We start from the raw sequence: 11,791 nt of genomic DNA on the forward strand, positions 1-11,791 counted from the left end.
TGTGGCTGGCGAGCCCGCCGGTTCCAACGAGAAGGGAACAGCCCATGACCAGATCAGCCAAGGCCAGCAGTACCAGCGCCCGCAGCGTGGAGGTGGCGGCGGAGATTGCCGGCACCGCTGTCGTGCTGGGGGAAACCCTGTGGGCGGCGCAGCAGACCATCGCGCTGCGCCTGATGCGGCTGGCGGAAACGGCCATTGATCCCGATCTGCTGCGCGATCCGGAATTCATCCGCATGGTGTCGGAAAAGCTGCGCGCGGCCCTGGAAGCCAATCTGGCCGTGGCTGGCGGCATGGGCGCCATTGCCGATGCCGCCATGGAATGGGCCAGCCAGCAGGGCATGGCCATGGAACAATGGGCGCTGGCCTGCTGGGGCCCGCCCGATCCGCTGCGCTGGGCCCATGCCAGCAGCCGCTATGTCGAAACCAGCCTGAATATCGCTGAAATCGCCTGCGCCCATCTGGCGCTGGAGGCGACGCGGCTGGGTGGCCTGGGGCTGAAACCCTATCACAAGGCCACCAATGAGAATGCCCGTCGGCTGTTGCGGCAATTGCCGGCCCTGCACGCCAGCCGGGCCTGAGACCCGATCTTTGGCGCTGCCGCAGCGCCACAAAAATGCCGGGGTCAAGCCGGTTAATAAGGATAGTCCGGGGAGGCAGGGGCATATGGCCGTGCGAACGTCGCAGCCGTTTAACTTCTTTCGTGGCATAATGGGCACCAGGGATCATCCCGGAACCATTAAGATGCCTGCCGATACCGCCTCTCTTTCCACCCACACCACCAGCGCCACCCCCTCCGATACATCCGGCGGCAGCAGCCGCCGGCCGGAAGGGTCGCGCCCCCTCATCCCCAACCGCGCTGCCATCGGGCGGCGGTTCGCCGCCCTGGCGGAAGGCCATAATGGCTCCATTGATGGCTTGCGCGGGCCTGCACTCGCCCTGCTGAAGGATGTGCTGGAAGAGGGTCGCACCGCCGTGCGTACCCGGTTCGAGGCCACCCATCGCGGCGATGATTGCGTGCATCAGACGGCGCGGCTGACCGATGCCATCGTGCAGGCTCTGGCTGATTTCACCCTGGACCATGTCTATCCCACCGCAGAACTGACCAAGGGCGAACGGCTGGCCATCATCGCCATCGGCGGCTATGGCCGCGGGGAGATGGCGCCCTTCTCCGATGTCGATCTGCTGTTCCTGCTGCCCTATAAGCGCACGCCCAGGGTGGAGCAGGTGGTGGAATATATGCTCTACCTGCTGTGGGATCTGGGCTGGAAGGTGGGCCATGCCGTGCGCTCGGTGGATGAATGTATCCGCCTGTCGCTGGAAGACATGACCATCCGCACCAGCCTGTTGGAATCCCGCTTCCTGTGGGGAGAGGCGGTTCTTTACAAGGAGCTGCGCAAGCGCTTCACCAAGGATGTGATTGGTGCTGCCGGCAGCGTCACCGCCTTCATCGATGCCAAGATGACGGAGCGCAAGGAGCGTCACCGCAAGATCGGCGGCAGCCGCTATATGCTGGAGCCCAACATCAAGGAGGGCAAGGGCGGCCTGCGCGACCTGCAGACCCTGTTCTGGATCGCCAAATACGCCTATCAGACCGATGAGGTACAAGCCCTGGTCTCTAAGGGCGTGCTACTTCCAGAAGAGGCACAGCGCTTCGCCAAGGCGGAAAGCTTCCTGTGGGCAGCGCGCTGCCAGCTGCATTACATTGTCGGGCGCCAGGAAGACCGGCTGACCTTCGACATGCAGTCGGAAATGGCCCGCCGCCTGGGCTATACCGAACATGCCGGCACCAGCGCCGTTGAACGGTTCATGAAGCATTATTTCATGGTGGCCAAGGATGTGGGCGATCTGACCCGCATCTTCTGCGCCAATCTGGAGCATGAGAACCGCCGCACACCCCGATTCGCCTTCCTGCGCCGCAGCTTTGCCAAGCCGGAGGTGGAGGGCTTCACCCTGGATGCCGGCCGCCTGAATGTAAAGTCGGACCGGCATTTCCGCGATCATCCGGTGGATATGATCCGGCTGTTCCGGGTGGCGCAGCAGCAGGATCTGGATGTGCATCCCAACGCGCTGCGCGCCATCACCCGTGCCTTGTCGGCCATCGGGCCGAAGCTGCGCGACGATGCGGATGCCAACCGGCTGTTCCTGGAAATCCTCTCCTCCCGCAAAGACCCGGAAGTGGCCCTGCGCCGCATGAATGAGGCGGGTGTACTGGGCCGCTTCGTGCCGGATTTCGGCCGCATCGTCGGCATGATGCAGTTCGACATGTATCATTATTTCACGGTGGATGAGCATACGCTGTTCGCCGTGGGCATCCTGCACCAGATCGAACAAGGCAACCTGAAGGATGAGGTGCCGCTGGCATCAGAGGTGATCCACACCGTCAATTCCAGGCGCGCCCTTTATGTGGCCATGCTGGTGCATGATATCGCCAAGGGGCGCGGCGGCGATCATTCCATCCTGGGGGCCAAGGTGGCGGAGAAGCTCTGTCCCCGCCTGGGCATGACGGAGGAGGAGACGGAAACCGTCGTCTGGCTGGTGCGCTGGCATCTGGCCATGTCCGCCACCGCCCTGAAACGCGACCTGGATGATGAAGGCACCATCCGCAAATTCGTCGATCTGGTGCAGAGCCCGGAGCGGCTGAAGCTGCTGCTCTGCCTGACGGTGGCGGATATCCGCGCTGTCGGCCCCGGCCGCTGGAACAACTGGAAGGCGACGCTGTTGCGCCAGCTTTACCGCCGGTCGGAAGAGCTGATGTCCGGCACCGTGCTGCCGGAAGGGCGCGATGGGCGGGTGCTGGCGGCCCAGGCAGGCCTGCGCCCGCTGCTGGTTGATTGGCAGCCGGCGGAGATTGATGCCCATCTGGGCCGGGCCTATCCGGCCTATTGGCTGGGCTTTACGGCCGAAACGCTGGCCCATCATGCAAGGCTGATCCGGGAAGCGGAACGCGGGCGCGCACCCCTGACGCTGGATACCCGCATCGATCGGGGCCGCGCGGTGACAGAAGTGACGGTTTACACCGCCGACCATCCGGGCCTGTTCTCCCGTCTGGCCGGAGCCATTGCGCTGGCCGGGGCGGATATTGTCGATGCCCGCATCTTCACCATGACCAATGGCATGGCGCTGGACGTCTTCTCCATCCAGGCCGCCGGCGGTGGCCCGTTCGACAGCGGGGACAAGCTGGCCCGCCTGTCGGTGATGGTGGACAAGGTGCTGGCCGGTGAATTGCGGCTGGTGGATGAGCTGGCCAAGCGCCGCCCGGTACAGACAGCCCGCGCGCGCGCCTTTAAGGTGGCGCCCCGCGTGCTGGTGGATAACACCATCACCGGCAATCACACGGTGATCGAGGTCAATGGCCGCGACCGTCCCGGCCTGTTGTTCCATCTGACCCGGGCGCTGACCCAGGCCAACCTGCAGATTGCCTCGGCGAAAATCTCCACCTACGGCAATGTCGCCATCGACGTGTTCTATGTGAAGGATGTCTTCGGGCTGAAAGTCACGCATGAGCGCAAACTGGCCGACATCCGCAGCGCCCTGCTGACGGCCCTGGCCGATCCGGAGGGCGAGCCGGAGAAATCAGCCAAGCCCAGCCGGCGCAAGGCGGCGTGAGTGCGGGTGCAGATACCCATAGCCATCCCCATGGCTCCGGATCTTATACCAATCTCCCTTGATCGTGACCGATCCAGGGAGATATCGCGTTCCCTCACGCGCCGGGCCGGCAGTCGCCGGCCTCCAATCCGCCAAGGGTCAAACCCTCGGCGGATTGGCATTAAAGCATAACGGACCCACCGCTGGGGCTGAGGCACTGGCCTACCATATGCCGCGCCTCGTCTGAGGCAAGGAAGACATAAGAGGGAACGATATCCCCCAGTTCACCCAGGCGCTGGCTGGGCAAGGCACGACGAACCGCCTCCAGCGCGGCACGCTCGCCTTCGCTGGCAACCACCGGATCAATGATACCGGGGGCCACGCAATTGGCTGTCACATTACGCAGGCCGATATCATGCACCAAGCTGCGGGTGAAGCCCAGCAGCGCGCCTGCAGCCGCACCATAGAGTGAATAGCCAGGCGCCCCACGATAGGCAATGTCTGACACAGTGGTGACAATGCGACCGTAATTCTGATGGAACATCAGCGGCAATACCATGCGCGTTATCATGAAGGCAGAGCGTACATTGGCCGCCATCACCAGATCGAACTGTTCGGCCGTGGTATCCACCACCGGAATGGCAGGGCGTATCCCGGTATTATTGACCAGGATATCCACCCGCCCAAGCCCGGCCACCGCTGCTTCCGTCAGCATATAGGCGCCATTGGGGCTGCTGATCTCCATGACCAAGGCAACGGCGCGGCGGCCCAACCGCTCGATCTGGCGGACCAATTCATTGATGGCAGGGCGCTGCGCCACATCATCATATTGCAGCACCAGATGGGCGCCTTCCTCCGCGAAGGCCTGCGCCACCGCGCGCCCCACCGGATTGCCGGCGCCGGTGATCAGCGCCACGCGATCCTGCAGCCTTGCCATGTTCGAACGCTCCTCAGCCCAACTAGAATCAAGACGCCATGGTGCGCGGGGCAGGCCACTGGCGTCAACCCGTGCGGAGGTGTTACAAGCCCTTCGCAAAACAAGCAGATTCTGTTCGGCCGACATAATGACCAAAATTGTCGGTCACACGATAGCCATGGCGCCGATAAAAGGCACAGGCCCGGTCATTGGCCCAGCGGGTTTCCAGCACCAACCGGCGATAACCCAGGGTCCGGGCCTGATCTTCCAGCCAGGTCAGCACTGCAGCACCCACCCCCGCCGTGCCCGGCAGCGCATACATTCGCTTAATTTCGGCTGTCCCGCGCGCATTCTCCAACGGGCGGACAGCACCACAGCCCACCGGCCTCCCATTCAGCCAGGCCAATGCAAAGGCGCTGCGGTTGGCCACAATACCCCAACCATCCAGCCCGCGCCGCCCGTCGCTGCCAAACCGGGCCAACAGGTCAGCCGACAGGGCATCCAGCAACGGCGTCACCGCCGCATCACCCGGCTGGGCCGCCGTCACAGCCAACCCCGCAACCGGTTCCGGCAGGAGGCGATACATGACGCTGGTCGGCGCTATGCCGCTATTATCGGGGTCTTGTGCATAAAATGGAATCTGTCCCGCCAGTTGGAAACCGTGGGCGGCGTAGAGCGGTTCCACCGTGCCGCTGCGGGTATCCAGCACCAGCAGGCGCTTGCCCTGGCTGCGAGCGATCTCCACCGCACGGCGGATCAGCGCCCCGGCGATGCCGCGACGACGCGCATCAGGATGGACCAGCAACTTGCAAAGCTCCGCCCGATGCCGGCCATTGGTCGGCATATCGATGTTGAGCTGGGCTGTTCCAACAACCTTGTCCTTCATCGTGGCCACCAACAGGTGACGGTACCCGGACCGTACCCCGGCAAATACATTTTGCCAGAAGCAAGCAGCAGCTTGCGCCGTGAGGGGCTGCACGAAGCCCACCGAGGCACCGCCATCCACACAGGCACGCAGAATATGGACAAGATCAGGCAGCAGCGCCGGCAGATCATCGCCGGCAACCTCACAAAGATCGTAATGCATCTTGGTCTCTTCAGGGGCGGGTGATGGCGATCAGATAGCGCGCGGGCGCGTCCCCCAGCACGCTGAACCGGGAAGTGCCGAACAGGCGAAAGCGCAGGCAATCCCCCGGTTCCAACCGATAGGGTACGCCCTGCAGCGCCAGTTCCAGTCGGCCGGACAGCATCCAGACATGCTGTTCCAGCCCATGCACCGGCGGGGTGGCGTAATCGATCACGGTGCCGGGGGGCAAGGTGCCCTCAATCAGCTCCGTATCAAAGCCGCTGGCCGGCGGGGAGACGGAGCGGCGGTGAAAGCCGGTGCCAGGATCAATCCAGACCGGTTGCTGGTCGGGGTGCAACAGGCTGACCGGCTGGCTTTCTACCTCTGCCAGCAGGCGCGACATGGTGCGACCATAGGCGGTGCAAAGCCGGCCAAGCAGGCTGGCCGTGGGGCTGGTCTCCCCCCGCTCCAGCCGGGAGAGGGTTGCTTTGCTGATCCCACTGCGTGTGGCAAGTTCGTCCAATGACCAATCCTGTTCCTGGCGCAGTTGCGCCAGGCGGGCAGCGAGGCGATCATCAAGGTTGGGGCATGGGGTTTCTTGTTTCATAAATGGGAATATATATCAGATATGAAACATCTACAATCGGGAGATTTCAGGTTCCCACAGGTGCCGGGCGGGCGCATCCGCGCCACGAGGTGCTGAGCCGGCGGTCACCGGCCTCCAAGCTGCCTCGATCGTGACCGATCCAGGGAGATTGGAAAAATTCCAAGGGGCGAGCCCCTATGACCCTGGGAGGCCAGCGATGCACACCAGCGCACACCGCCTGGGTATAAACGAAACGGCCGTAAGCATATCTGCTTACGGCCGTTAAAAGCGATCATGGAGCAAAAATACCCACGCCGATCAAATAAAGGATCACTCTTCCTCGCCAGGGCGACGTGCACGGGTACCCAGACCGATCTGCTTGGCCAAGCGGGAACGCTGCTTGGCGTAATTGGGGGCGACCATCGGATAGTCGGCCGGCAAGCCCCAACGATCCCGGTATTCTTCGGGGGACATATTATAAGCAGTCTTCAGATGGCGCTTCAGCATCTTCAGCTTTTTACCATCTTCCAGGCAGACAATATATTCCGGCGTCACCGACTTCTTGATCGGCACGGCAGGCTGCGGCTTCTCGCTCACCACCACCGGCTCGGTGCCGACGTTGGACAAGGTGCGATAAACCTGCTCGATCAGGGCAGGTAGATCGTGGATCGCCACTGTATTATTGGAGACGTGTGCCGCGACAATCTCTGTGGTGAGAGACAAAAGTTCGGGCTGGGAGGAAACGCTGCTCATGTATCTTTGCTCCGGACAAGGAACTCACTGGTGATATAAGTCTTATTCAGGTGATGTGCAATATCGTTTTAAAGCGCGTTAAGAGGACGGCGTTTGATGAAAAACACTGTGGATCATTTTCTGGACATCACGGGCCTTGTTTGTCCGATGACATTCGTGCGGACAAAACTTGCTGCTGAGAGGTTACCGCAGGGTCAAATCCTTGAAGTAAGGCTGAATTACGGCGAACCGCTGCAGAATGTTCCCGCCAGTCTGCGGGAACATGGATATGAGGTGAGCGAAGTTCAACCGGAAAATCCAGCTGATCTTACTGGCCCACATCGTATTTTTATCAGGAGAAACTAACTGTTCTGCTCATTGGACAACCGTTTCCGATCGGAAATATGCAAAGACATGACGTGAGCGTCAATACTTGCGGCAGCGGTGCCATAGTAATTGCGCCGGCGACCGACGATGGCGAATCCCTGTCCCTGGTAAAGTTGGATGGCGACCAGATTGTTGACGGCAACTTCCAGGAAAATCGTTTCCACACCCCAGGGTGCCAGCCGTGCCACACCATCCAGCATCAAGGCCCGGCCCAGGCCCTGTCCCCGCCCGGCAGGCAGCACCCCAAGAGTGAGCAGTTCCGCCTCATCCGCCACCGCGCGCCACATGGCCATGCCCATCGCCTGATCATGGTTATGCAACAGACGGGTGGTGACACCCGGCATTCCCAACATGCTGGCAATGGCGGCCTCCGTCCATGCCGGACCACTGATGTGCGGATCAGCGAAAGCCTGCTGCTGGAGAACATCCAGCACCGGCAGATGCGCCATCGTTGCTTCCACAATCTGCATGTTGACCGCCATTCTATCGCCCCGGCAGGGTGACATCGGGTGGGCGGATGTACAGCGGATCAGCCGGCCGCCCGGCAATGGCCGCCGCATCCAGACGGGCGGCGATGCGGGCACCGGCCAGCGCCTCCGCCCCGCCATGGGTGGTGACCACCTGCAGACCCGCTGGCCATAGCCCCAGTGACTCTGCCGCACGTTGTGCAGCGTCGCCGACAATGACCAGGGGTTGTGGCTGGAACAGCCGGGCGGCAAAATCAGCCAGCAAGCGCGGTGCCATATCTACCGGTTCAGCCAGCGGCTTTCCGTCGGCGGCAAAGGGCTGCAGGAACAGCTCTTCCCGGCGGCTTTCAATGGCGGCCAGGGCCTGCAGCCCTGCAGCGGCTGGGGGCAGGCCGGCCACCGCCACTTCCAGGCTGGTGACACCGATCAGGGGACAATTGGCGGCCAGGGCGAAGCCGCGCGCGGCCGCCAGACCGATCCGCAAACCGGTGAAGGTGCCGGGGCCGACAGTGACAGCGATGCGGGCAATATCACCAAAGCCCAGCCCGGCCTGCTGCAGGGTCTCCTGCACCAGCGGGACCAGACGTTCGGCCTGCCCGCGCTGCATCTCCTCCGCCCGCACGGCCAGGGCCCGTTCTTCGCCTTGTGACCAAAGCGCACAGGCGCAGGCGCTGGTCGCCGTATCCAGCCCCAGGGTGATCATGCCCAATCCATTCCCATCAACGGCCCCATCGGGCCACCCTTTCCCATGACATGGACGGCACAGCACCCTGGCGATGATCCGCCTTTTGCCGCAAAAGGGGACCAGACCAGCCCGGAGCCTGCAGCCTCATGCCCTTCGTGACCATTGCCCCGCCGACCTTCGATGTCGATCTCGATCTTCGCTATGCCACGGCGGATAATCTGACGGGAAGGCCCATCTTCGCGCGGCCGCTCTGCCTGCTGCATCCGCAGGCAGCCGAACGGCTGCAGGTCGCGGTTGCACTGGCTGCAGCGCAGGGGCTGCGGCTGCATATTTTCGATGCCTATCGGCCACCGGCGGCGCAATGGGCTTTGTGGAATGCGCTGCCCGATCCCACCTTCATCGCCGACCCGCGCATCGGGTCCAGCCATGGGCGTGGAGTGGCCATTGATCTGACCCTGGCAACACCTGAGGGCAGCCTGCTGGAGATGGGGACCGATTTCGATGATATGCGGCCCATCGCCTATCATGGCGATACCAGCATCTGTGTCACGGCACAGCGTAACCGCGCCCTGCTGCTGGGCATCATGGCGGCGGCCGGCTGGCAGCATTACGTCTTTGAATGGTGGCATTACCAATTGCCCGACGCCGCCTCCTATCCGCTGGTGGAGGATGCGGCGATGGGGCCGGCGCTGATGTAACGGAAGGGGCCGGCCCCCATTCATCCCTTACAGAATCTGGCAAACATCCGCGAAGTCGAAGCGCGGGCTACGGGGATGCAGCCCAGCCGGATCGCCATAGCCCAGATTACAGAGGAAATTCACCTGATAGCGGCCATCGGGGAAGAAGCTGGCATTGACCTGACCGGCATCGAAGCCCGACATCGGTCCGCAATCCAGCCCCACCGCCCGGGCGGCCAGAATGAAATAGCCGGCCTGCAGGGTGCCATTGCGGAAAGCCGTGGCCGCCGCAACCGCCGGATCGCCGGTAAACCAGGACCGCGCATCGGTGTGCGGAAACAGCCGCGGCAAATGGTCATAGAACTGGTTGTCATAGGCCAGCACGGCCACCACGGGTGCCGCCATGGTCTTGGCCAGGTTGCCCTGCGACAAGACAGGCCGAAGCTTTTCCTTGGCTTCCGCACTGGCGAGGAACAGCACACGCAAGGGACTGCAATTGGCGCTGGTCGGCCCCCATTTCAACAAATCGTGGATCTGCTGCAGCAGTGCTGGATCCACCGGCCTGTCCAGCCAGGCATTATGGGTGCGGGCCTGGGTGAACAGCAGCTCAGCGCCGGCCTGATCAAGGGTATGGCTCATCTTGCATCCCGTCTGTTGGGTGTCACCGGATTACGGCGGGGAAACGGTTTATCAAAAAAACCAATCTCCCCTATATGACGGAACCTGCAGACAGGCGGCAAGCCTTCAGCGCCGCAATGATGCTTCCACAATGCCGCTGCTCTTGCCCGGATTGACCACCAGTTCCATACCGTCATCCCGCAGCACGGCATTATCGAAATCCCGCAACTCATTCGCGCGGATCAGCGACCGGATGGTGCGGATATAATCATTGCCCCGTTCCGAATAGCTTACCAGCGAATTGGCAAGCTGCAGACTGTCCAGCGATTTGCCCTGGGCGCGCAGGCTGGCCCGCACCTGCCGGAATTGGGCATAGGCGCGGTGGGTATTCAGATTCTGAACATAGCTTTCGATGCTGGCCTTGGGCGCATCAAAGGAACGGTAGCGATGGGTTTCCCCCTGGCGGCGATTGCGCGGCACGATGCCTTCATGCTCGGCGTTCCAGGTCAATTCACCGAACAGCGCATTGCCCTTCTGGGCGAAGCGGGAGGTACCCCAACCGCTTTCTTCCGCTGCCTGGGCCAGGGCCAGGGAAACCGGCACCACATCGACCCGCTGCAGCAGCGCCTTCACATTGACCTCGCCATCCGCCTTCAGCCCATAGCGACCCGCCAGTTCAGCCAGCCAGAGGCGGTCGGGCTGGGAGGGTGCATGGCCTGCCGCCTTCTGGGCCGCCAGCTTCTGCAGACGATCACGGTCATGGAGAACCTGTTCATTGGTCAGCAGGATCAACGGCAACAGCGTCTTTACGAAGACGGCCTTGCGTTCATCCGTGCTGTCCAGCTTTTTTATGCCGAGGGGCAGATCGCTGAGCACCAGACGCGGCACCTGCAGCTCACCGCTGCGAACGCCGTCAATATGGTAATCGCGCTGCTGGAACAGATCCAACGCGCCCCGCGCGTCCAGCGCAAAGGCCTGTTGAACGATCCTGGCCTCATCCCCCCCGGCCGGCTTTTCAGCCGGCACCGACACCGGAACAGCGGCAAAAGCCGTAGCCGGGCGTAAAACTGGAAGGATGAATTCCCGCGCCGTCGCCTCCAGTGTCCGCCCGGATGCCCAGGTGAAAACAGTAGAAGGAATGATGACGGTAATCAGCAGGAAGACGGCACAAACAGCCGTATAGCGGGGGCCGGTGCGGCCCTCGTTCGCGTCTGTCTGCATTGAATTTAAACCCCTTACTGTCCAAGCCGAAGGGAACAGTTCGCCCGCCATATCGTTTGGATATGGGGTGTGGCTCCCAGTTCCCGGTGCCGGAGCAAACTCCGTACTGGCCGATCACGCCCGAAATAAGGGCCGGCCGAATGCAAATGCACACGCCCTGCCGGCGACGCCCTTCCTGGGCCTCAGCCACCGATCAAGAGGTGCCGGCGGGGCCTGAAGACCCCGAAAGGGCTTCGCCCTCCGGCACTGCATTTGCCTGCCAATTTAGTTCAAATTTTGGCAGTCGCGCAAACCTTATCTGATTTGCTGTACTTCGACAACCTCTGGGATGTAGTACCTCAACATATTTTCGATCCCAGACTTCAGGGTAGCGGTGCTGCTGGGGCAACCGGCACAGGCCCCCTTCATGGTCAGATAAACGATACCGCGTTCAAAACCATGGAAAGTGATGTCCCCACCATCCTGGGCGACGGCCGGGCGCACCTTGGTATCCAGCAATTCCTTGATCTGGGCGACGATCTCGTCGTCATCCTCATTCACTTGGTTATCATCGGCCTGGGCCTGCAGCAGGACCGGGCGGCCGCTGGCGAAATGTTCCATGATGGCGCCCAGGATGCCGGGCTTCATCACATACCAGTCGCGCCCGTCGGACTTGGTGACGGTGACAAAGTCGCTGGCCAGAAACACACGGGTCACCCCATCCACCGCGAACAGCCGTTCGGCGAGCGGGGAGCGGGTGGCCGCATCCTGGCTTTCCGTGAAATCAGCCGTCCCACTGCCCAGCACATCCCGGCCGGGGATGAACTTCAACGTGGCGGGGTTCGGGGTCTCTTCGGTCTGGATGAACATTG

General features: G+C 62.3%; 13 protein-coding genes. 4 read left to right on the forward strand and 9 right to left on the reverse strand.

Features of this window, described 5'->3' with window-relative positions; all coding sequences use genetic code 11:
- Positions 1 to 44 precede the first annotated feature (44 nt).
- On the forward strand, positions 45 to 578 hold the full coding sequence (locus GE253_RS16860) for a hypothetical protein (RefSeq protein ID WP_153205308.1): 534 nt from the start codon (positions 45 to 47) through the stop codon (positions 576 to 578).
- Positions 579 to 741: 163 nt separating this feature from the next.
- The gene (locus tag GE253_RS16865) at positions 742 to 3,606 is read left to right on the forward strand and encodes a [protein-PII] uridylyltransferase (protein WP_153205309.1); all 2,865 of its coding nucleotides are present in this window, start codon (positions 742 to 744) and stop codon (positions 3,604 to 3,606) included.
- A gap of 160 nt (positions 3,607 to 3,766) precedes the next feature.
- Here GE253_RS16865 and GE253_RS16870 read toward each other — a convergent pair whose 3' ends face one another.
- From GE253_RS16870 to GE253_RS16885, 4 genes are all read right to left on the reverse strand, one after another.
- Positions 3,767 to 4,522 (reverse strand): SDR family oxidoreductase, encoded by a 756-nt coding sequence (locus GE253_RS16870; protein WP_173012686.1) that lies wholly within the window; start codon positions 4,520 to 4,522, stop codon positions 3,767 to 3,769.
- Between the two features lie 82 nt (positions 4,523 to 4,604).
- Positions 4,605 to 5,588: a GNAT family N-acetyltransferase gene (locus tag GE253_RS26080; RefSeq protein ID WP_153205311.1), complete on the reverse strand. Its 984-nt coding sequence runs from the start codon at positions 5,586 to 5,588 to the stop codon at positions 4,605 to 4,607.
- Between the two features lie 10 nt (positions 5,589 to 5,598).
- The gene (locus tag GE253_RS16880) at positions 5,599 to 6,174 is read right to left on the reverse strand and encodes an XRE family transcriptional regulator (protein ID WP_153205312.1); all 576 of its coding nucleotides are present in this window, start codon (positions 6,172 to 6,174) and stop codon (positions 5,599 to 5,601) included.
- Between the two features lie 309 nt (positions 6,175 to 6,483).
- Positions 6,484 to 6,906 (reverse strand): MucR family transcriptional regulator, encoded by a 423-nt coding sequence (locus GE253_RS16885; protein ID WP_153205313.1) that lies wholly within the window; start codon positions 6,904 to 6,906, stop codon positions 6,484 to 6,486.
- A gap of 96 nt (positions 6,907 to 7,002) precedes the next feature.
- Between GE253_RS16885 and GE253_RS16890 the strand changes: the two genes are divergently transcribed.
- Entirely contained in the window at positions 7,003 to 7,251 is a 249-nt protein-coding gene (locus GE253_RS16890) for a sulfurtransferase TusA family protein (RefSeq protein ID WP_153205314.1), read from the forward strand.
- On the opposite strand, the gene GE253_RS16895 is transcribed toward GE253_RS16890, so the two are convergent.
- A complete protein-coding gene (locus tag GE253_RS16895) occupies positions 7,248 to 7,754 on the reverse strand; it encodes a GNAT family N-acetyltransferase (protein WP_173012687.1) in 507 nt (168 codons plus the stop codon). The two genes, GE253_RS16890 and GE253_RS16895, sit on opposite strands and share 4 nt — an antisense overlap.
- 1 nt (position 7,755) lies before the next feature.
- On the reverse strand, positions 7,756 to 8,442 hold the full coding sequence (gene tsaB / locus GE253_RS16900; RefSeq protein ID WP_153205316.1) for a tRNA (adenosine(37)-N6)-threonylcarbamoyltransferase complex dimerization subunit type 1 TsaB: 687 nt from the start codon (positions 8,440 to 8,442) through the stop codon (positions 7,756 to 7,758).
- Positions 8,443 to 8,570: 128 nt separating this feature from the next.
- Here tsaB and ddpX point away from each other — a divergent pair, with 128 nt between their 5' ends.
- A complete protein-coding gene (gene ddpX / locus GE253_RS16905) occupies positions 8,571 to 9,122 on the forward strand; it encodes a D-alanyl-D-alanine dipeptidase (protein WP_153205317.1) in 552 nt (183 codons plus the stop codon).
- 27 nt (positions 9,123 to 9,149) lie between these two features.
- Here ddpX and GE253_RS16910 read toward each other — a convergent pair whose 3' ends face one another.
- The 3 genes from GE253_RS16910 to GE253_RS16920 all read right to left on the reverse strand — a co-directional run bounded on the left by GE253_RS16910 (position 9,150) and on the right by GE253_RS16920 (position 11,789).
- Complete coding sequence (locus GE253_RS16910; protein WP_153205318.1) at positions 9,150 to 9,740, reverse strand: malonic semialdehyde reductase; 591 nt, start codon at positions 9,738 to 9,740, stop codon at positions 9,150 to 9,152.
- A gap of 105 nt (positions 9,741 to 9,845) precedes the next feature.
- Positions 9,846 to 10,940: a glucosaminidase domain-containing protein gene (locus GE253_RS16915; RefSeq protein ID WP_153205319.1), complete on the reverse strand. Its 1,095-nt coding sequence runs from the start codon at positions 10,938 to 10,940 to the stop codon at positions 9,846 to 9,848.
- Positions 10,941 to 11,234: 294 nt separating this feature from the next.
- The gene (locus GE253_RS16920) at positions 11,235 to 11,789 is read right to left on the reverse strand and encodes a NifU family protein (protein WP_153205320.1); all 555 of its coding nucleotides are present in this window, start codon (positions 11,787 to 11,789) and stop codon (positions 11,235 to 11,237) included.
- Between the last annotated feature and the right edge of the window lie 2 nt (positions 11,790 to 11,791).

Origin of the sequence: Niveispirillum sp. SYP-B3756, from assembly GCF_009495745.1 — a bacterium.
Taxonomy (GTDB): domain Bacteria; phylum Pseudomonadota; class Alphaproteobacteria; order Azospirillales; family Azospirillaceae; genus Niveispirillum.